19 protein-coding genes and 2 pseudogenes are annotated in these 20,493 nt (G+C 63.2%); 12 read left to right on the top strand and 9 right to left on the bottom strand.

Annotation, left to right across the window (positions count from 1 at the left end; genetic code table 11):
* Window positions 1-539: 539 nt before the first annotated feature.
* Entirely contained in the window at window positions 540-1,568 is a 1,029-nt protein-coding gene (locus AC1DEZ_RS25350) for an aldose epimerase family protein (protein WP_441514047.1), read from the bottom strand.
* Window positions 1,561-2,487, bottom strand: a complete 927-nt coding sequence (locus AC1DEZ_RS25345) for a Gfo/Idh/MocA family protein (RefSeq protein WP_441514046.1) — start codon at window positions 2,485-2,487, stop codon at window positions 1,561-1,563. Before AC1DEZ_RS25345 ends, AC1DEZ_RS25350 begins: the two co-directional genes overlap by 8 nt.
* Window positions 2,488-2,741: 254 nt before the next feature.
* Between AC1DEZ_RS25345 and AC1DEZ_RS25340 the strand changes: the two genes are divergently transcribed.
* From AC1DEZ_RS25340 to AC1DEZ_RS25315, 6 genes and pseudogenes are all read left to right on the top strand, one after another.
* Complete coding sequence (locus tag AC1DEZ_RS25340) at window positions 2,742-3,806, top strand: LacI family DNA-binding transcriptional regulator (RefSeq protein ID WP_441514045.1); 1,065 nt, start codon at window positions 2,742-2,744, stop codon at window positions 3,804-3,806.
* Window positions 3,807-3,856: 50 nt separating this feature from the next.
* Window positions 3,857-5,140: an ABC transporter substrate-binding protein gene (locus AC1DEZ_RS25335; protein WP_476781019.1), complete on the top strand. Its 1,284-nt coding sequence runs from the start codon at window positions 3,857-3,859 to the stop codon at window positions 5,138-5,140.
* A 10-nt stretch (window positions 5,141-5,150) separates the two neighbouring features.
* Window positions 5,151-6,095 carry a carbohydrate ABC transporter permease gene (locus AC1DEZ_RS25330; RefSeq protein WP_476781018.1) on the top strand — a complete coding sequence of 315 codons (945 nt, stop codon included), beginning with the start codon at window positions 5,151-5,153 and terminating at the stop codon, window positions 6,093-6,095.
* 10 nt (window positions 6,096-6,105) lie between these two features.
* Window positions 6,106-6,951, top strand: a complete 846-nt coding sequence (locus AC1DEZ_RS25325) for a carbohydrate ABC transporter permease (protein WP_476781017.1) — start codon at window positions 6,106-6,108, stop codon at window positions 6,949-6,951.
* A gap of 54 nt (window positions 6,952-7,005) precedes the next feature.
* On the top strand, window positions 7,006-8,304 hold the full coding sequence (gene melA, locus AC1DEZ_RS25320) for an alpha-glucosidase/alpha-galactosidase (protein WP_441514041.1): 1,299 nt from the start codon (window positions 7,006-7,008) through the stop codon (window positions 8,302-8,304).
* Window positions 8,305-8,412: 108 nt separating this feature from the next.
* A pseudogene (locus tag AC1DEZ_RS25315) lies at window positions 8,413-9,051 on the top strand (IS30 family transposase); the annotation flags it as partial.
* A gap of 113 nt (window positions 9,052-9,164) precedes the next feature.
* On the opposite strand, the gene AC1DEZ_RS25310 reads toward AC1DEZ_RS25315, so the two are convergent.
* Window positions 9,165-9,662: an RES family NAD+ phosphorylase gene (locus AC1DEZ_RS25310; protein ID WP_476781021.1), complete on the bottom strand. Its 498-nt coding sequence runs from the start codon at window positions 9,660-9,662 to the stop codon at window positions 9,165-9,167.
* 8 nt (window positions 9,663-9,670) lie between these two features.
* On the bottom strand, window positions 9,671-10,021 hold the full coding sequence (locus AC1DEZ_RS25305) for an antitoxin Xre/MbcA/ParS toxin-binding domain-containing protein (protein WP_441514040.1): 351 nt from the start codon (window positions 10,019-10,021) through the stop codon (window positions 9,671-9,673).
* Window positions 10,022-10,926: 905 nt separating this feature from the next.
* Between AC1DEZ_RS25305 and AC1DEZ_RS25300 the strand changes: the two genes are divergently transcribed.
* The 3 genes from AC1DEZ_RS25300 to AC1DEZ_RS25290 are packed head-to-tail and all read left to right on the top strand — an operon-like array spanning window position 10,927 to window position 14,025.
* Window positions 10,927-11,979, top strand: a complete 1,053-nt coding sequence (locus AC1DEZ_RS25300) for a type III polyketide synthase (RefSeq protein ID WP_476781016.1) — start codon at window positions 10,927-10,929, stop codon at window positions 11,977-11,979.
* Window positions 11,976-12,482, top strand: a complete 507-nt coding sequence (locus AC1DEZ_RS25295) for an isoprenylcysteine carboxyl methyltransferase family protein (protein WP_476781015.1) — start codon at window positions 11,976-11,978, stop codon at window positions 12,480-12,482. The genes AC1DEZ_RS25300 and AC1DEZ_RS25295 overlap by 4 nt, the downstream gene beginning before the upstream one ends.
* Window positions 12,466-14,025 carry a DHA2 family efflux MFS transporter permease subunit gene (locus tag AC1DEZ_RS25290; protein ID WP_441514202.1) on the top strand — a complete coding sequence of 520 codons (1,560 nt, stop codon included), beginning with the start codon at window positions 12,466-12,468 and terminating at the stop codon, window positions 14,023-14,025. Before AC1DEZ_RS25295 ends, AC1DEZ_RS25290 begins: the two co-directional genes overlap by 17 nt.
* Before the next feature lie 678 nt (window positions 14,026-14,703).
* Here AC1DEZ_RS25290 and AC1DEZ_RS25285 read toward each other — a convergent pair.
* Window positions 14,704-15,006 (bottom strand): annotated as a pseudogene (locus AC1DEZ_RS25285) (phosphatase PAP2 family protein); the annotation flags it as partial.
* Here AC1DEZ_RS25285 and AC1DEZ_RS25280 point away from each other — a divergent pair.
* Both AC1DEZ_RS25280 and AC1DEZ_RS25275 read left to right on the top strand, forming a co-directional pair.
* Complete coding sequence (locus AC1DEZ_RS25280) at window positions 14,893-15,150, top strand: hypothetical protein (protein ID WP_476781014.1); 258 nt, start codon at window positions 14,893-14,895, stop codon at window positions 15,148-15,150. The pseudogene AC1DEZ_RS25285 and the gene AC1DEZ_RS25280 overlap by 114 nt on opposite strands.
* Before the next feature lie 16 nt (window positions 15,151-15,166).
* Window positions 15,167-15,430 (top strand): hypothetical protein, encoded by a 264-nt coding sequence (locus AC1DEZ_RS25275; protein WP_476781013.1) that lies wholly within the window; start codon window positions 15,167-15,169, stop codon window positions 15,428-15,430.
* Window positions 15,431-15,516: 86 nt separating this feature from the next.
* Here the strand turns inward: AC1DEZ_RS25275 and AC1DEZ_RS25270 are convergent, their stop codons facing one another.
* Window positions 15,517-15,705 (bottom strand): hypothetical protein, encoded by a 189-nt coding sequence (locus AC1DEZ_RS25270; RefSeq protein WP_476781012.1) that lies wholly within the window; start codon window positions 15,703-15,705, stop codon window positions 15,517-15,519.
* 167 nt (window positions 15,706-15,872) lie between these two features.
* A complete protein-coding gene (locus tag AC1DEZ_RS25265; RefSeq protein ID WP_476781011.1) occupies window positions 15,873-16,268 on the bottom strand; it encodes a hypothetical protein in 396 nt (131 codons plus the stop codon).
* A gap of 861 nt (window positions 16,269-17,129) precedes the next feature.
* On the opposite strand from AC1DEZ_RS25265, the gene poxB reads away from it, so the two are divergent.
* Window positions 17,130-18,866, top strand: a complete 1,737-nt coding sequence (poxB, locus tag AC1DEZ_RS25260) for a ubiquinone-dependent pyruvate dehydrogenase (RefSeq protein WP_476781010.1) — start codon at window positions 17,130-17,132, stop codon at window positions 18,864-18,866.
* Window positions 18,867-18,995: 129 nt separating this feature from the next.
* Here the strand turns inward: poxB and AC1DEZ_RS25255 are convergent, their stop codons facing one another.
* Window positions 18,996-19,838, bottom strand: coding sequence for an alpha/beta fold hydrolase (locus AC1DEZ_RS25255; RefSeq protein ID WP_476781009.1), 843 nt, complete (start codon window positions 19,836-19,838; stop codon window positions 18,996-18,998).
* 179 nt (window positions 19,839-20,017) lie between these two features.
* Entirely contained in the window at window positions 20,018-20,392 is a 375-nt protein-coding gene (locus AC1DEZ_RS25250; protein ID WP_476781008.1) for a response regulator transcription factor, read from the bottom strand.
* Window positions 20,393-20,493 lie beyond the last annotated feature (101 nt).

Here is a 20,493-nt window from a genome sequence, read left to right as displayed (position 1 = left end):
CAACGGGACGCCCCTGCGACAACAACACGTCAACCTGTCGCAGCTTCGCGACGATCTCTTCGGGCTTGTGCTTCTTCTGCGCCATAGCGGCTTCCTCCAAAGGCTCAAAAGCCTACTTCACGGAGGACCACTTTTCAGGGGGCAGGCCAGCGCCCGACATGCAGAAGGGGGTCGCATGTGCCGCTCCGGGCCACCCACAATGGATCGGCCAACGGTGCCGGTGGCGCCGCCCGAGGTATATGAGGCTGCCAAGGAGGCAGGTGCCCATCGTCTGGGGACATGTCAGCTTGTTCTCGCCGTGGGAGTTCAACATCGCTCCGGCCGCGCGGCCATCCAGCTTCTCATCTCGCTTCCGCTAGTCTTGATGACGGTGCCGCCTGCCGCCACCGATATCCCGCTGAAGCGCGGATGAGCGACCTCCAACCGTAAGTCCGCAGGCGACATTTCTAATGAGCACAGAAAGAGACTTGTCTAACGAGTTCTGACATCGGCCATCCCCCGCGCGTCGAGAGAGCGCAGGCTGGCGCGGGTCGGCGTGGCTAGCGTTGGAACAGGCGGTACTCGTTGACTTGCCGGTAAACGATCCCCGGCGAAAGCACGGTCGAAGGCAAGTGCCGCAGATTGGGCGAATTCGGCGCGTGCTGCGGTTCGAGCGCGACGCCAGCGAAGGCGCCATAGTTCGCCCCGCCAAGTGCCGGCACCGAGAGCGCGAGCTTGGCACCGTCATAGAGCTGCAGGCATGGCTGCGTCGTCCAGATTTCCAGCGTCACACCGCTGACCTCGGAGGTCAGCGTCGCTGCCCGCGCGAGTTCCAGCCCCGAGGCGGCGTCGCGTTCCATGGCATCGCGCCGAAGCAGGAAGCAGCAATCGTAGCGGGGTTGCGCTGCCCCGGCAGATGCAGCTCCGATCGATCGGAACTGCCGGAAATCGAACGGCGTGCCGCCCACATACGCAATCGATCCGTCCGGGATGAGCTCGGCATCGGTCGTCAGGACCAGATCGCTGTCGATCTGCAGGCGATGGCTCAGCACGTCTGCCTCATCGTCGAGCTTGAAATAGGGATGATGCGCCAGGTTGAGGATCGTCGGAGCATCGGTCGTGGCCGAAAATTCGATGCGCAGCGTCGCGCCGTCGTTGAGGCTGTACCGACACCAGACACGGACCGTCCCCGGATATCCGGCATCGCCGTCCGGCGAAACCAGCGCCAGAGTTGCGGACCGCTCGCCGATTTCGACGAAGGTCCAGCGCTGCTTGCCGAAGCCATCATGGCCTCCGTGCAGCGAGTGACGACCATTCTCATTGAGGGGCAGCTGATAATCCTGGCCGCCCAGTGAGAAGCGCCCATGCGCGATGCGATTGGCAAATCGGCCGGCGACGGCGCCCATATGGGGCGAATGTGCTGGATAATCCTCAAGGCTCTGCAAGCCAAGGACCGCTCGCCGGCAAGAGCCATCCGCTGCCGGCACGCGCAGATCGCGCAAGCTGGCGCCGTTGTCGATGATCTCGGCCTCCATGCCGGAGGGCGAGCGCAGCGTCACGCTGCGAATTGGCGGGCTGCGCTCAGTCATCGAACGGCTCCACGATATGGCGGCGGCCGAGCATGAAGGCATCGGCAACAAGCGCCAACGGCGTGAGGTCGACTTCGCTGCGGCCTGCGCGGATCAGTTCGACGAAACGGCGATAGATGCCGCGATATTCCTGCTCAGGCTCGTCGACGAGCAGGTCCCCTGCAAAACTCAGCCTCGCTGCGCCCGAGGAGAGCAGCAGCACCCCAGCATCTGTCTCGATCTCGATCGACCAGGTTTGCTCGCCGCTCTGGCGGAAATCGAATGCGGCGCGGATCGGAAGGCTCGAGGGACTCGCCAATTCGATGTCGGCGGCGATCGGCGCCTGTCGATTGGCCGGAAACGAAAGCTCCGCTCCCGTCGCGAAAACCGGCTCCGGCAGAATTTCCGTCAGGATCGAGAACGCGTTGATGCCGGGGTCGAAGACGCCGAGGCCGCCGGGTTCGAAGATCCAGCCCTGCCCGGAATGCCAGACCCGCACGTCCTCCTTCCAGGTGATCTTCACGGCGCGTGCCTTGTGCTGCGTCAGCAGCCGTCGTGCCGGCACGACGGCCGGGGCAAAGCGCGAGTGCCATATGGCGAAGAGCGTCCGCCCGCTCTCGCCTGCCCTCGCCAGCATCGGGGCGAGCTCGCCCGTCGTGGCTCCGGGCGGCTTTTCGAGCAGCACATGCTTGCCGGCGGCGAGCGCCGCGATCGCTTGAGCGCGACGCGGTTGCGGCGGCGTGCAAAGTGCGACGGCCTCGATGTCCGGAGCCCGCTCCAGAAGCTCCTCCAGCGTCGCGAAATGCGCGACGCCATTGAGACTGGCATGGCGGCTGGCGACGGCCACCACCTCGATGCCAGCTGTCGCCGCGATGGCTGGCAGATGCTGCGCCTGGGCGATCTTGCCCAGACCTACGAGCGCAAGGCGTATCGGCGTCACCACTTCGGCACTCTCCCAATCGAAACGGATCGCAGGGGCAGCCCGGCCTTGGCAGCCGCCGGCACCCCCACTTGCCGAGGATGCCGAATGAGGCGCGCGACACTGGGAGCTTCGGGCTGTGACCGCAACCGCAAACGCACAGGCGGCGCACGATCGACGAGCCGTATTGACACCGGCAGAAACACGAATAACCTCTTACTAACTCGTGTTAGATTCCGATTTTAGAGAAAAACTCGCGGGAGTGAAGACGCAGAGTGGCGACGCGGCGAGACAGAGCGAGGACGACGAGCGCGGAAGTCGCCAAGCTTGCCGGCGTATCGCGGACGACGGTTTCTCTCGTTCTCAACAACCGCAGCGGCGAGATCGGCATCTCGCCCGAGACGCGATCCCGCGTCATCGATGTCGCGACCAGCCTCGGCTATCAGCCGAGCCACGCGGCGCGCTCGTTGCGGCGCTGGCGCACGAACGTCATCGCGCTGCTGCTCTACACGCTCGACAGCTTCTACAACGCCGAAATCATCGGCGCGGCCCATGCCGCAGCGCTGGAGCGCGGCTACTCGCTGAACATCATGTCGGCCAAGTTCGACGAGGTGCAGCGCCGCGCCTATTCCCTGCTGTCGGGCGGCATCGCCGACGGCGTCATCGTCGCCGCGCCGCCTGCCGACCTCGCCGCCGATCTGAAGCGGCTTGCCGATATCGGCATGCCGATCGTGGTGATGCAGCACCACAGCCCTGATGCTGCCATTCAGGCCGTGCGCGTCGATCTGGAGATGGGAGGGCATGTTGCGACGCGCCATCTGATCGCGCTCGGCCATCGCCGGATCGGCCATATCGGGAGCGCCTCGCAGCGCCTGCTGAAACGCAAGGAGCGCTCGGACGGCTATGCGCGGGCGCTCGCCGAAGCCGGGCTGCCCGTCGATCCGGAGCTCATGGTCATGGCCGAGCCCAGCCTGGCCGGAGGTTTCGCGGGAATGGAGGAGCTGCTGGCCCTGCGCAGCCCCCCCACCGGCGTCTTCGTCTACAGCGATCAGATGGCGATCGGCGCGCTGCACGCTTTGCGCAAGCGCGGAATACGCGTCCCGGAGGAGATGGCGATCGTAGGCTTCGACGGCATCGGGCTGGGCGGCTTCGTCACGCCGGAGCTGACGACGGTCGACTATTCCCGCGCCGATATCGGCCGGCTGTCGGTCGAGGCGGTGATCGAGCGCCTGGAAGGCCGCATGGAGGCTGCGCGCGAGCAGATCCTGCCGGTGCGCCTCCTGGTCCGGGAATCATGCGGCCGAATGCTGAATGGAGGGCTTCGCCAGGAGAGTGCCTGAAAGCGCGCGCAGAAGCCGTGCACGACAAAATCAAGGGAGGGTAGAAGACAATGAAAAGCATCAATAGACGTGACTTCGTCTTGTCCGGCCTCGGAGCAGCGGCCGGCGCGAGCACAGGCATGTATTGGGGCGCAGCCAGCGCCCAGAGTGCCGTCAACCTGACCATGACGTCCTGGGGCTCGAATGCGGAAATCGCAGCGTTCAACGCGCTGATCGAGCAATACAAGGCGCGGAAGCCCAATGTCTCGATCAAGCTGGAGGTCGTGCCGAGCGGGCAATACTACCAGCAACTCGACACCCGCTTCGCCGGCAAACAGGCGCCCGACATCTTCCGCGCGCAGTATCAGCGGATCGGCCGCTACGCGCAGAGCGGCGCTGCCATCGACCTCTCGCAATATCTCGATGCCGGGTACGGGCAGGATTTCCTCGCCTCGGTCTGGCGCGCCTCGACTTTCAAGGGAAAGCCTCACGCACTGCCGCATCACACTGATACCTTCGCGCTGTTCTACAACGCCGAGATCTTCGAGAAGCTCGGGATCGACGCGCCGAAGAGCCTCGACAGGGCGATGACCTGGCAGCAATTCATCGCCGCCGCCAAGCTGATCAAGGAAAAGGCCGGGCTGAACTACGCCTTCGCCATGAACTGGCAGAACTCCAACGCCTATCGCTGGCTGATGTATCTCTACCAGCATGGCGGCCAGCTACTCGACTCCGATCTCAAAGCTCCGCAGATCAACACCAAGGAAGCGACCGAGACCGTCGCCTGGACCCAGAGCTGGTTCAAGGAGGCCCTGGTGCCGCCCAACACCTCGCTGAAGAGCTCCGAGCCGGTCCAGAATCTGTTCGCCACCGGGAAGATCGGCATGCTGCTGCATGGCGACTGGCAGATTCCGTTCATCCAAGACCAGGCCAAGTTCAAATGGGGCGTCACCTATCTGCCGCGCGACGTCGCCATGGCGGCCGATCTCGGCGGGAACGCTCTCGCGGTTTCCCGCGACTCCAAGAGCGCCGATACGGCGGCCGACTTCGTCAAGTTCATGGTCGAGGAAGAGGCGATGCGCAGCTTCGTAACGAAGGCCCAGTTCCTGCCGGTGCGCAAATCGCTGAAGAACAAGGGCTTGAACTACGACCTGCGCAACGAGGAGATGAAGGTCTTTCTCGAGCAGTCGGCAACCGTGCCCGAACACCTCGTCAGCACCATCGTTATGCCGAGCTGGGACAGGTTCAACGCCAGGCTGGCGGATGAGCTGGAACTCGCCTTCACCTCCGGCCAGGACCCGGCCGCGACGGTCGCGAATATCGAGCGGCATGTCCGTTCGGCGCTACTCGTCTGAGGGCAGGAGGATGGCTGTCGCGGAAAGGCTGAACGGACTGGACCGAGCCCAGCCCGCGACGGCCGCGCCCCTGCGCTACTGGCTCCAGGCCAAGCGGAGCCAGCTGACGCCGTACATGTTCATCGCCCCGAACATGGCGCTGTTTTCGGTCTTCGTCTTCTTCCCGCTGCTCTACGCCTTCTACATCAGCCTGCGGGAATGGAGCCTGATCGACACGCCGCGCTATGTCGGGCTCGAGAACTACGGGCGCCTGGCCAATGACGCGCTGTTCTGGCAGTCGCTGCAGAACACCGTGGTCTATTCGATCGCGACGGTGCCGATGAGCCTCGCCATCGGCCTTTTGCTCGCCGTCGCGCTCAATCGCGACCTCCTCGGCCGCACGATCCTGCGCAGCATCTTCTTTCTGCCCGTCGTGATCTCCAATGTCGCGACGGCGGTCATCGCCGCCTGGCTCTTCAACGACAATTACGGCGTAATCAACATGCTGCTGCAGCATGTCGGTCTGAGGCCGGTGGCCTGGCTGTCATCGCCCCGCTGGGCGCTGTTTTCCCTGATCGTCACCACGCTCTGGACCCGGATCGGCTTCTGCATGCTGGTCTACCTGGCGGCGCTCCAGTCGATCTCACCGACCTATTACGATGCGGCGCGGATGGATGGCGCCAGCCGGTGGCAGCAGTTCCGCTTCGTGACCTGGCCGCTGCTGCGCCCGGCCACCTTCCTCCTGCTGATCCTGGGCGTCATCCACTCCTTCCAGGTCTTCGACCTGATCTACGTCATGACCGGCGGCGGCCCCGGCTTTTCGACGACGATGATCGTCCAGTACATCTATCAGGCCGCGTTCGTCAGTTCCGAGATGGGCTATGCCAGCGCGATGGGCGTGGTCCTTTTCGTCGTGATCCTGCTTTTCACCCTGCTGCAATGGCGGGTGAACCGGCGGGTCGAAGATGTCGCATGAGGGCCCGGGCATGATCGCAGGAACGAACCCGCGCGCCCTGCCCCGGCGCCTCGAGGCCACGGGCATCTGGCTGCTCCTGGTCGCCGGCGCCGGCGTCATGGCCTTTCCGGTCTACTGGATGTTCGCCACCGCCGTGCGGCCGAAGGACGAGGTCTTCAGTGGCGCCGCCGGCCTGGTGCCCTCGCGCTTCGTCTGGAGCAACTTCGCCGAGGCGATCGAGCGCGTGCCCTTCCTTCATTGGGCGATGAACTCGCTGGTGATCACGGTGATCGCCGTGGTGATCACCGTGATCATCAACCTCCTCTGCGGCTATGCCTTCGCGAAATTTCGCTTCGTCGGCCGCGACATCATGTTCCTGGCGGTGCTCTCCGCGCTGATGATCCCGTTCCAGGTCATCATCGTGCCGCTCTTCCTGGTGGTCTCCGAATTCGGTCTGCTCAGCGATTATTGGGGCGTCATCCTGCCGCGCGCGGCAGAGGCCTTCGGCATTTTCATGGTGCGCCAGTTCATGGTCTCGATCCCCGACGAGCTCATCGAGGCCGCGCGGATCGACGGCGCAAGCGAACTGACGATCTTCTTCAAGATCGTCGTGCCGCTCTCGAAGCCGATCATCGCGGTGCTCGTGATCTTCACCTTCATGTGGCGCTGGAACGACTTCGCACTGCCGCTGATCGTGCTGATCAAGCAGGACATGTACACCGTCCAGCTCGGGCTGAACCTGCTGCGCGGCCAGTTCAATACCGAATGGACCATGATCATGGCCATCGCGCTGCTTTCGCTGGTGCCGATGCTGATCATCTTCATGTTCTTCCAGCGCTATTTCGTCCAGGGCATTTCCGGCTCCGGGCTCAAGTGAACCGTCCGCCGCCGGCGGGCGCAGTCAAACCGACGTGTCGAAAAGGAAAGTCCGGTGGTCAAGATTGCCATGATCGGTGCGGGCAGCGCCGTTTTCGTCAAGAACCTGCTGACCGACATCCTGAACTTCACCGAGCTCGGGCGCGTCGTGATCTCACTGCACGACATCGATCCCGAGCGCCTCGAGACCGGCGGCATGATGGCGCGCTGGACCGCCAGGCAGTTCGGCGCCGATGCCGTCATCGAAGAGCATCTCGACCGCAAGCGTGCGCTCGCGGGCTGCGACTTCGTCATCAACATGGTCCAGATCGGCATGCACGAAGCGACCATGATCGACTTCGACATCCCGCGGAAATACGGGCTAAAGCAGACCATCGCCGACACCGTCGGCATAGGCGGCATCTTCCGCGGATTGCGCACGATCCCGTTCATGCTCGATCTCGTCGGGGAGATGCGCGAACTCTGCCCGGATGCTGTGCTGCTGAACTACACCAATCCGATGAGCATCCTGACCTGGGCGGTCTACCGCGCCTTCCCCGAACAGTGCGTCGTCGGGCTGTGCCACAACGTCCAGCACACGGCGCGTGATCTCGCATCCTATCTCGGGGTCGAGCTTCCGCAGCTGAGCTATGATTGCGCCGGCATCAACCACATGACCTGGTTCCTCAAGCTCCAAATCGACGGCCGGGATGCCTACCCAGCCCTGCGGCAGGCGATGGCGGACCCGAACATCTACGCCAAGGACAAGGTTCGCTTCGAGCTGATGCGTACGCTCGGCTGGTTCGTCAGCGAGTCGAGCGAGCACAATGCCGAGTACACGCCGTACTTCCTGCGTCGCGACGACCAGATTGCCGAATACGACGTGCCGGTCGATGAATATGTCCGCAGGAGCCTGCGCAATCTCGATCGCTATTCCGAGACGCGTCGCAAGCTTCTGGCCGACGAGACCTTCCCGCTGGAGCGCAGCGACGAATACGGATCGCTGATCATCCGGGCCATGGTCACCGGCGAGCCGACCGTGATCTACGGGAATGTCGAGAATAAGCACCTGATCGACAATTTGCCGGAAGGCTGCTGCGTCGAGGTGCCGATCATCGTCGATCGGAACGGCCTGCGTCCCTGCCACGCCGGAGCGCTTCCGCCCGAACTGGCGGCCCATTGCGCCCCGCATGTCTTCGTTCAGGATCTGACTGTGCGCGCAGCGCTCGAGGGCGACCGCGAACGGGTACACCGCGCCGCCGCTCTCGATCGACATGCGGCGAGCGTCCTGTCCCTGAAGGAGACGCGCGCGATGGTCGACGAACTCCTGGCTGCTCACGGCGACGCCATGCCCAGATGGAGAAACGCCGCCTGATGGCGCGGCTCTTCCGGAGCGGACCGACGCCAAGCGCGCGCCAGGGCAAGAGCCTCTTCAAGGCGGGCTGATCGCTTGGGCCAATCGGTGATCGAACGGATCCAGCACGGCTGGTCGCCACAGCAGATCGCCGGCCGGATGCGGCTCGAGCGCCCTCCGATCTCGGTCAGCCACGAGACGATCTACAAGTTCGCCTATTCGGCCGATGGTCAGGCCCTCAAGCTCTGGCGGCATCTGCCGGAACACCGCGCGCGCCGCCGCCCGCGCCAGGCGCCGGCATGGCAAGCGCTTCAGCCCGGAACTGAACATCCTGCGCCGCCCGGACGTCGTCGCCGACCGCAAGCAGTTCTGCGATCTCATCCAGTTCCGTCAGAAGTTCGGCAAGGCCAATGTGACATCGCTGGTCGAGCGGGTCAGCCGCGTCGCCGTCCTCTTGCGCAACAATGATCGGCAATCGCGGCCGATCATAGAGCGGCTCGTCGGCGTGCTGCAGGCCCTGCCCCATCGCGCCGCCGCTCGATCACTTTCGACCACGGCACCGAGTTCACCGACTGGCCCTATCTCCAGGCCGGGATCGGGTCTCAGACCTGGTTCTGCGACCCGCAATCGCCCTGGCAGAAGGGTCCCGTCGAGAACACGAACGGCCGGGCCAGGAAATGGCTCTCGCGCGACGTCGATCCCCTCTCCCTCGCCGACCAAGAGCTCAAGGACATTTGCGAGCGCTTGAACACCACGCCGCGAAAATGAATGGGCTACAGGACACCGGCCGAGGTCTTCCGGGCCCAGATGCGGTCGGTTGGATCGGATCACACGGCCGCAAGTCGCGCTTCAGCGAGAACTCACACTTGCAATTGTTCGACTTATATCGACAGCCTCCCCTCGTCGTCGATCAGGATCAGGCGGGCAGGCGGAGCATCACTCCAAGTCCAGAGTACCAGGTTTAGATCACCCAATCCTGCTCCCGGAGCGAAGCTGCGGACCAAAAGGCCGTGATAACCGCTTCCCATTAATCGCCGGGCGAAGGATTGCGTTTGGGATACGCCATTCGCCTTCATCTCGTCGCGCCAAGTTGGCGCCATGAGCAAATCCGTGTCCATGCCCTCTGCAGCAATTGCGTCGACGTCGCGCGTGTCGAAGATCTGCTCGATCTCCGCTTCATAAGAGACGAGCGTGGTCGGCTGGAGGTTGCCGACTTGGTTCGCCTCGCGCAGCGCTGTCAGGACAGTCAGGGAGGTGTAAAGCGCCGGCATGCCCTTCGCATTGAACCGCCCTCCATACAGCTCAGCTCCGCGCCCTGAGAGCGGCTCGCGGGCAAAAACCGGATTGAGCGCGCGATAAAGCTTCCCTTGGTAGCTGATCGCCATGGTCAGGCATGAACGCCGGCATCAACTGCGTCTACGTAGTCGAGCACATCTTCGGCACGGCCCGCGCGTACAAGCTGCATAGCAGTTTGGCCGGAAAAGCCGGGTAGCGGCTCCGACCGATACCAAGCATAAGCAATCAGCGCTGATCCGAAGCGCGATTCAACTTTGTTGATTACCTCGACCATCTCCCGCAGTCGGCGCTGCGTCCGCTCCGACTGAACCCGATCCCGCCGCTGGACGGCGTCCTTGCCGAGGCCAGCCGTCCGGGCGACCTCTTCGCTGGTGGTGCGGAAAGCGTCCGCGATTTTGCGAGGAGCGAAGATGCCGTCATCAGCATATTGCGCGAGACCCATGATATCCTCCCTCTAGCCCGCCACTCATACTGACGCTATATCGCGTCAGTATGAGCGCATTGCAAGGGGCTGAACGAGCAGGCATACGCGAAGTGCTTAGCGATCTGGTCACGCGGTACGAGCCGTCGCCTCACTCGACTCAAGAGACGCTGAGTTTGACACTACAGCGCATTGGTACTTGTCTGCCTCACCCAAGAAAGAGCCCGCCGCTGACCAGCGGCGGGCTCGTTGTGAGTGGAACCATAGTTTGCCTTTATTGGCGCATCAACGCACCGCACTCGCGGCAGGCTTTCTTTTTGGCAGCGATGACCGGCTTCTTGTGGAAGGCGATCAAGCGGCTGACCGTTGGCTTCGGCCAGGTGCGGATGTTCGGGAGGCAGGTCTTCATGGCTGTGCGCCAGGCTCTCGGCGTCCTCCGCCCGCCAGACCTGAGTGGCCGTGGCGAGCGCAGCGAAGGTTAGCACAGCGAAGACCAACGCACCGAGAGCGGAAGCGTCGCCCCGAGCCAGCCTGCAAGCGGGTAGGTTAAGAGCCAGCAGGCATATGAGAGCGCGAACTGCGCCGCGAATACGGCGGTTCTGTCGGCAGCCTGGGCGGAACGCCGCAGCAATCTGCCGGTTGGGGTCTGTACCCCCGAATATCCGGTGCCAAGCAGCAGCCAGGTAACCAGGAGCAAGGGCCAGGCCCAGGTTCCCGCGACCGTGGCAGCCGTCGCAACGTCGGTCCATCACGCTGAGAATAGGGCGGCGAAGAATGTGAGCACGAGACCGAGCCAGCAGTCCGCGGGCACGCGCCGTAATCACGCAGCCTGTCCTGGAACTTATGGGCTCACTGACACGTAGTTGGGATGGTGTTGCAGGTCCGCCCGCATCGGGCGGTACCGCGCGCCATGGCAGGAAGTGGCTATGGCTCACCCGGTCAAGCTCGTTTCCATCGCGACGGCTGTCCCGCCCCAGGAATTGAGCCAACGCGATGTTGCAGCCGCCGCCCATCGGAATTTTGCTGACCGCTATCCCGATTTCGAGCGCCTTGCGGCCGTTTTCGAAAGTTCGGGCATCAGCCGCCGATATGCAGTCCGGCCGATTGAGTGGTATTTGCAGCCATTAGGATGGCCCGAGCGCAGCGCCGCCTATATTGCTGGCGCTTGCGACCTGTTCGTGGAGGCAACGACGAAGGCGCTGGGCGTCGCCAGCCTTCAGGCATCCGAGATCGATATGATCGTGACGGTCTCATCGACGGGCATAGCGACCCCCAGCCTCGATGCCCGTGTCGCCGAGAGACTTGGATTCCGAAGCGACGTCGAACGTGTGCCGGTGTTTGGCCTGGGATGTGCCGGCGGCGTATCGGGTTTCTCGATCGCGTCTCGATTGGCCGCGTCCCGCCCGGGTTCGACAATCCTCCTCGTGGCTGTCGAGATCTGCTCGCTGGCTTTCCGACTTGATGTTTTGACGAAGGCCAACATTGTTGCGACCGCCTTGTTCGGCGACGGCGCCGCAGCCTGCATCCTGAAGGCAGGACCGGATGGTATCGCCGCGGTCGAGATGACCGGGCAGCACATGTGGCCCGATACGCTGGATATCATGGGATGGACTGTCGATCCCGAGGGCTTCGGCGTGATCTTCGACCGGGCGATCCCGCCCTTCGTGGAGGAGCGGCTCAACCCGGCCATCACAGGCATCCTGAAGCGTGAAAGGCTATCGCTTTCCGACGTCGATCTATTTGCCTGTCATCCCGGCGGGAAGAAGGTGATCGAGGCCCTGGAGATCGCGTTGTCACTCGGGCAAGGAGCGCTCGACCACGAACGTGCCGTCCTTTCCGACTATGGCAACATGTCGGCTCCGACCGCCCTCTTCGTCCTCCAGCGTGCGATCGCGGCAGGCCTGCCCYCGCGCACGCTTCTGACGGCGATGGGGCCGGGCTTCACCGTGAGCTGCGCCTCGCTGCGGCAAGGGACATGACACCGGCCATCGTCTTGCTGGCCCTGGCGACTGCCGAGCGGATCGGAGAACTCTGGCTCGCGAAGAGAAACACGTCTGCCTTGCTCGCCAAGGGCGCCGTGGAGAAGGCTGCCGGCCACTATCCGCTGATAGTCCTGCTGCACGCAACCTGGCTGATCGGGCTCTGGGGGCTTGGTTGGGCACACGCGCTCCATTTCGGCTGGCTCGCGGTTTTCTGCCTGCTTCAAGGGCTGCGCTTTTGGGTTCTGGCGACGCTGGGCGGTCGTTGGACGACTCGCATCATCGTAACACCCGGCGAAAGGCTCGTGGCGCGGGGCCCTTACCGGTTCGTGTCGCACCCGAACTACATCGTCGTCATTGGCGAGATCGCTGTCTTGCCGCTGTGCCTTGGCCTGCCATGGTTCGCCCTTGTCTTTTCGATCGCCAACGGCCTCGTCCTGACGATCCGCATTCGCGCGGAGAATACGGCACTTGAAGAGGTTCGTCATGCCGCCCCGGGATGATGTGATGGGCGAAAGGCGCGTCAGCGTGGCGACATGGATCGGCTTTGCCGCCATGTGCATCGGCATGTTCATGGCGATCCTCGACGTGCAGGTTGTCGTGACGTCCCTGCCGACGATCCAGAGCGCACTGGACCTTCCGCCCGACCAGATGAGTTGGGTCCAGACCGCCTATTTGATCGCCGAGGTCATCGCGATTCCGCTGACCGGTTTCCTGACGCGCTTTCTCTCGATGCGCTGGCTGTTCGTCGTGGCGCTCGCCATCTTTACCGTAGCTTCCATCGGCTGTGCGGCGAGTCAGTCGTTCCCAGCCCTGATCGCTTGGCGCGTCCTCCAGGGGTTTTCAGGTGGTACTCTGATTCCCGCGGTTTTTTCGGCTGTTTTTTTGCTCTTTCCCCCGAGCAGGCAGCCCATCGCGACGACGTTGGCTGGCGTCTTTGCCGTGCTGGCGCCTACGGTCGGGCCGATCGTCGGCGGTTGGATCACGCAGACCTATTCCTGGCATTGGCTGTTCTTGATCAACGTCATTCCCGGTATCCTCTCAGCAGGACTTGCTGGTTTCCTCCTGCCACGTGACAAGCCGAACTTCACCGAAGCGCGCAAGCTCGATGCCCTGTCTCTGGTGATGATGGCGATCGCGCTGGCCGCGATCGAGATCGCACTGAAGGAGGCGCCTCAGCGTGGATGGATTTCGGGCCTGATCCTGGGGCTCATGGCACTAAGCCTGGCAAGTGGTTTCTGCTTCATCAAGCGGACGTTGCAAGCCGACAATCCGATCGTTGATCTCAGAAGGTTTGCCGACCGGAATTTCATGATCGGCAGCATCCTAAGCTTTGTTCTCGGCATCGGGCTGTTTGGATCGGTCTATTTGATGCCGGTCTTCCTGGCCTTCGTGCGCGATCACAACGCCCTTGAGATCGGCAAGATCATGCTGGTGACCGGCGTCGCCCAACTTGCCATCGCGCCGGTTGCCGTCGCTCTGGAGCGTCGTGTCGAAGTCCGCTTGTTGACCGGCATCGGCTTCGCCCTCTTCGCCATCGGCTTGGGACTGAGTGCACTTCAGACCCCGCAGACCGACTACGACGCGATGTTCTGGCCGCAGGTCGTCCGTGGCCTGTCAATCATGTTTTGCCTTCTACCACCAACGCGCCTTGCATTGGGACAGCTTCCCCCGATGCGCGTTCCAGACGCCAGCGGCCTGTTCAACCTGATGCGAAACCTTGGCGGCGCGATCGGTCTCGCCCTGATCGACACCGTCATCTACAGCCGCTCGCCTTTGCACGGCACGGCGATCATGGAGCGGCTGCAAAGAGGTGATGTCGAGACGGCGAAGTTCATCGGCGTGCCTGTGGGACTCATGGCAATGCGCCCGCCCGGGCCGCTCGACGCGCAGGCGCAGGCGCTGCTTCAGCCACTGGTCGAGAAGGCAGCTCTGGTCCTGTCGATCAACGAGGCCTGGGGACTGGTTGCTGTCCTCACAATCGCAGCATTGGCATTTGTTCCCTTCGCCAGGAAGGTGCCCATCGGCGATCAGCTTCGCGTTTGAGGGGCTTGGTGCCGAGCTATATGTCGGGAAAGCCCGGCGCGGCGACGCATTGCCCTTCAGCGCCAGCGGCAGCTTCCTACGCCCTGCCTACGATATCGGTCGTGACGTCAACATCGTCGACGACCAGATCGACATCGAGTTCCAGGGCCGGCTGGCGCGATGAGCACAAACTTGAGAGCGTGTCCGAGCGCGGGAAATCCCGGCTCGGATAATCGACTTGCGACCGGGGAAGCGCCGAGCCGTCCGTTCCGCTGGCATTCGGCCAACGTCTCGTTGCATTGGCTGACCTTACCTACTGATCAAGTTGAGGGAGCGGACCTTGCCGCCGTTGCTCATCGCTAACGCCAGGAGTGCGCTTAGGGACCGGAGAGGAAGTCAGGCCCGGGAGAAGGCAGTCGTATGGCGGTTTGGATGTCCTCGCCACGATAAAAAATTGCTCGGGGCTCCCTGCTTGAAGCATCCATCAACCTGTCACGGGCGAATTGAGTCGCCTCCGATAACAGCAAGCAATGGCTTCGTCGCAGCAGCAGATCTGACTTGCTACTCACAGTCCGGACGCGCGCCGGGCCATCCTCGGCGACGCTGTGGCGGCCCGCGACTGCCCCAAAGGTGAACCTCACCAGGGCACGCCTCCTACAGGATCGAGGTGACGAGTCGGTCCAGCCGCGTCCCTTCGCGCTAGAACACCCTGACGAGAGCGGCGGCGACGATGCCCGTCACGGCTCCTCCGTGAACGTCGCCGACATAATGCGTTCCGACATAGACCCGCGAAATCGACACCAGCACGGCAGCGGCCAGGAACAACAGGCCCATTCGGCGCATCCCGTGGACTAGGAATGCTGCGGCGATGGCAAAGGTCGGGGTCGCATGATCGGACGGGAAGGATGGGTCGGAACTGTGCTCGATCAGCAGATGGGTGACGCCGCCGTCGTAAGGCCGGACGCGGTGAACGAACAGCAGGACGATCTGGTGACACTGCAGGTTGGGATCCCTGACGCCGGCGCGATATTCCCGCTCTACAGCTCGCCGGTCAGGGGGCGCGATCTACCCGAGGCGCGCCACAAGTGGCCGGGAGTACGGGAACAGGCGGCGGCCGTCGTGGTTCTCTATCTGCAGCGATGTTGAGTTGGTGAGGCCCACGATGCCTGACGAACGAACAGAGATTGCGGTCGAAGCAGCAGCGAAAACGTTCCATGAAGCCCGACGCGCCGGCCCCGGACGCCTCGACATCAAGAACAGCGTGGATCTCGTCCTCGCCGACGCCGATCGTAGCGCCGATCCGAGGCAAATCGATATCGCCAAGGCGCTTCGCAGCGCCCTTGAAGGTCACCATGACAATGCTCCAGGAATGAAAAAGCCCGCGCGCGGCGGGCGAGGAAATGGGGCGCGGCCGGTCACAGAATGATCGCGTCAGCGCTGCATCGGGATCACCCAATGGCCATCGCATGCGCCTCTCATTGGCCGATCGAAGGATCGGAGAAAGCGTATGACCTATGCCTGTGCCGTTGCCGGCGTTGCGATCAGCCTTCTGCTCGTGACCAACAAGGGTCTGCCGACGAAGAAGGAGAGCTGCGCCAAAACGCCGAAGGGGTCCGTCGTCGCCTTATTGGACTGCGGGCCACGGCCAACAACAAGCGAATAGCCGGCGACCAGCGCCCGCCGTGCTGCGGTCGTGTCCATCAAATGCTCCGGATGTGATGCGGAACCCCACCCAACGCGTGAGGGTTAAGTTGAGGAGATTTCAATGATCGCAGCGGAGGTCCGCATGCTGATCCCGGTAACGCTATTCGCGACGCTGCTGATCGCACGCTCCGTTGCCTAGGCAGTCGGCCGACCTGCTTCCGCTTTCAGGCGAATAAAAAATCGCTCTGCGTCAGCGTGTGCGTGAAACTGTGGAGCGTCACCTGATCTGCTCCCGCCGTAATGACGGTATCGGCGCCGCTTTGCGCAACGGTCAGGTCGGCGAAGGATTGCACGCCCGCCACGCCGCTGAACGCGATTTTGTCCTGCTGGACCTGGCTGAAGTCTTCGATGATGTTATCGGTCCCCACCGTCATCGAACCAGCGTCCTTGAACAGGAACACATCGGTGCCGCCTTGAGCCTGGTCGCTCAGTTGTCCGTCGCCCCACATGTCGTTGCTGACCGCGGATCCGGATGCTGCGGTCCCGGCGATCAAGGTATCGTTGCCGCCCTTGGCGGAGCCCGACAGGTTTGCGGCGTCACCGAAGAGAACGTTCGTCATCGTGGCACCGTCGGTGTTGTTGCCGCCGGTCAGCGTATCCTTGCCTCCGTGCGCAGAACCGGACCGCACGTTTGAGCCGGCGGTTAAGCTGAAAAGGGCTCAGGCCTACCGAGCTTGCCAGGTCGGTGAGGCCCGCGCTCGACGAATTGATCGCCTCCATTCGCGCGAGGATATCGATGATGTCGAGATCATCTAACGCCTGCGGCGCGCGAAGATCATCTTCTGGATCTGAAACAGGAAGCAGTAATTCCATTCAACGCAACGGTCTATTGGCGTCCAAGATTCGACAATAAGAAGCTAACCCATGCAGCATGTCATCGCGAAAATTGCGTCGTTCGCTTCCAGCCAGGCCTTAATGTCCGCGAGGCGCCGCGCCGCTTCAAAACAGGCGCGGATGGGGGCGCCCGGCCGTTTGGCGCCATAAGCGGAAGTTCGAGCCTCGCCAGGAAGCAGACATTGCAGTGAGGTCGGAATGTTTGTGGCCCAGCTTGGACTGTAGCTTTGGAAGCCTAATGCCAGCCGCTGGGGCGAGCAGACAGTGACAAAACTAGGATAGCTTTAGTGTCTTCGGCACCTCATACACCGGTATGAATTGTGCGGACTTCAATCACGAGCGATGCTCCAGCTGCGGCTGTCGTTTGAGACCGAATGTCCGCCGCTTTTCCGGAGTGTGTCTTGCTCTGCCCCCTTGTGCAGGACGCAAATGGCCGCCGCATCGATGATGCGGCGGCTTCTCGCTGATTGATCGTCATCCCGTCCGGCTGGGAAGCGATGCCGTGGAACGCCTGGTATGGGCAGATCGCTCCCCCAGGTGCGTGAAAGGCGGCTTCACGCTTTGCCGCCTGCGAAGGAGAACCCGCTATGTCGAAGCGAAATGTCGCAGATCTGATCATCGAAACGTTAGGCCGCGCCGGGGTCGGGCGAATCTATGGCGTCGTCGGCGACAGTTTGAACGGACTGACCGAAGCATTGCGGCAGGCAGGCACGATCGAATGGGTTCACGTGCGGCACGAGGAGGTCGCGGCTTTTGCCGCCGCCGGTGAATCCCAGGTGACCGGTGGGCTCGCGGTCTGCGCCGGGTCCTGCGGCCCGGGCAATCTTCACCTGATCAATGGCCTCTATGACGCGCAGCGCAGTCGCACCCCGGTGCTGGCCATCGCCGCGCAAATTCCCTCGGCGGAGATTGGCGGCGGTTACTTTCAGGAGACGCATCCGCAGAACCTGTTTCGCGAATGCAGCGTCTATTGCGAGACCGTCTCCGACCCCAGCCAGATGCCCTATGTGCTGGAGAATGCGATACGGGCTGCGGTCGGCGAACGTGGCGTCGCCGTCGTCGTGATTCCGGGCGACATCGCACTGAAGGAGGCGCCCGAGCGCGCTACTGCGCCGGCCCCGGGCCTGCTGCCCCCGCAACCGGTCATCAGCCCCGCCGCCGCCCAGGTCGAAGCCCTGGCCGGCCTGCTCAACAACGCAAGGCGGGTGACGCTGTTCTGCGGCCGCGGCTGCGCTCATGCGCATGGCCAGTTGATAGAGCTGGCGGACATGCTGAAAGCGCCCATCGTGCACGCGCTGGGCGGGAAGGAGCATGTCGAATACGACAACCCCTACGATGTTGGAATGACCGGCTTCATCGGATTTTCCTCCGGCTACGCAGCGATGCATGCGTGCGATCTGCTGCTGATGCTGGGCACCGACTTTCCCTACAAGCAATTCTTCCCCAGCGACGTCACCATCGCGCAAGTCGATATCCGGGCAAGCCAGCTCGGGCGCCGGTGCAAACTCGACCTCGGCATCGTCGGCGATGTAGCCGCAACCCTCGATGCATTGCTGCCGCATCTCACGGAGAAGCAGGACCGGAGGCATCTGGACGACAGCCTCGCTCACTACAAGCGCTCGCGCGAGGGCCTGGATGCGCTGGCGCGCGGAACGCCGGGGCGCAGGCCGGTTCACCCGCAATATCTGGCGAAGATCGTAAGCGACGAGGCCGCACAGGACGCGGTCTTCACGTTTGACGTTGGTACGCCGACGATCTGGGCCGCCCGCTATCTGCGGATGAACGGCAAGCGCCGATTGGTCGGCTCCCTCGTCCACGGATCGATGGCGAATGCCATGCCACAAGCCATCGGCATCCAGGCAGCCCAACCTGGCCGACAGGTCATCTCGCTCTCGGGAGATGGCGGCTTCACGATGTTGATGGGCGATCTCATCACGCTCAAGCAGCAAAAGCTGCCCGTGAAAGTCGTCATCTTCAACAATGGAACGCTCGGCTTCGTAGCGCTGGAGATGAAGGCTGCCGGCTTTGTCGAACTGGGGACCAATCTGGAGAACCCGGACTTTGCCGCAATGGCGCGCGCCACGGGCATTCACGGCGTGCGGGTGGAGGATCCGGGTGACCTGCCGGGCGCGGTCGCAGACATCTTCCGTCACGACGGGCCGGCCGTCCTCGACGTGGTAACCGCCACCCAGGAGCTCTCGATGCCGCCGACGATTTCGCTCGAGCAGGCCAAGGGCTTCGGTCTGTGGGCGCTGCGGGCCGTCATGAGCGGGCGCGGCGACGAAGTGCTGGACCTCGCGAAACAGAACCTGCTGCCGCGCTGAAGCTCTCGGAGAGCCTGAGCTCGTTGAGCGAGGCATTTCCGGTATCCGGCGCGGCGGAGCATTCGCGATAAGCGAGGGCGGAGATAGCCGCCCTCGCTCGACCATGCCTGGCAGAGCGCAACAGCGCGCTCAGCCCTTGATGAAGGCGAGCAGGTCCGGATTGATGACGTCGGCATGTGTCGTCAGCATGCCGTGCGGGTAGCCCTCGTAAACCTTCAGCGTGCCGTTCTTCAGCAGCTTGACCGACTTCAGCGCCGCGTCGGCGATCGGCACGATCTGGTCGTCGTCGCCATGCATGACCAGCGTCGGCACGGTGATCGCCTTCAGGTCGTCGGTCTGGTCGGTCTCGGAGAAGGCCCTGATGCCATCATAATGGGCCTTGGCCGAGGCGATCATGCCCTGGCGCCACCAGTTCTGGATCACGCCGGGATAGATCGTCGCACCATCTCGATTGAAGCCGTAGAAGGGCCCGGTGGGTACGTCGAGGAAGAACTGGGCGCGATTGCCGGCGAGTGCCTTGCGAAAGCCGTCGAAGACCTCGATCGGCAAACCTTCCGGGTTGCTCGCCGTCTTGAGCATCAGCGGCGGCACCGCGGAGACGAGTACGGCCTTGGCGACGCGGCCCGCCGGCTGCCCGTGCCTGGCGACATAGCGAGCGACTTCGCCGCCGCCGGTGGAGTGACCGATATGAACGGCATTGCGCAGGTCGAGATGCTCGACCACGGCGGAAGCGTCTGCCGCATAGCTGTCCATGTCGTGGCCGTCGCCGACCTGAGCAGAACGGCCATGGCCGCGCCGATCATGCGCAACCACGCGGTATCCCTGCTGCAGGAAGAACAGCATCTGGGCGTCCCAGTCGTCCGACGACAGCGGCCAGCCATGGTGGAACATGATGGGTTGGGCATCCCCGGGGCCCCAGTCCTTGAAGAAGATATCGACGCCGTCCTTGGTCTTCACGAAGCTGCTGGTCATTTGAATCGTCTCCTGCGGGGGGGGCGCGCGAGCGTCCGAAGCCGAGAAGCCGGCGACGATGACGCTGGCCCGCCCTTGTCTCCGAGAGTGGGCTGACGAAGAAAAGGTAGGCGAATGGGTATCGCGCCAGAATCCTACGCTCGGTTCGCCGCTTCATACTTTGGTGTGCGGCGTGCCACTCAGCTGCGCCGCGACAGAGCCGCCTCGAGCTGGCTTGCGATCGTGTCGGGTTCGGCAGGCTTCTCGAGAAGCGCGCACGCACCGGCGGCCATCACCCGGCTGCGTGTTACCTCCGAAGGAAAGGCCGTCATGAAGATCATCGGGAAGCGTCGCCCCGCCGCGATAAGCTGTGCCTGCAGCTCATCGCCCGTCATCTCAGGCATCTGGATATCGGTGATCAGGCAATCGGGATCACCGCTATCGCAATCCTCGAGGAACTCCCGCGCCGAGCCGTAGCTATGGGCATCATATCCCAGCGAGCGGATCAGGCTCGAGAGCGAGCTGCGAACGCCATCGTCGTCATCGACGATCGCGATGGTTGGGGGGTGCTGCATGTCTCTACGTTTCTGGGTAACGGCGACGCGCCAAAGGGAAGGCCTGCGCGTGTCTTGCCACCGTTATGGCTGATCGCCGACGATCCGAACATCATACGCAG

It is taken from the genome of Allobosea sp. 10L422, assembly GCF_056395345.1.
This window is presented reverse-complemented; position numbering and strand designations above follow the sequence as displayed.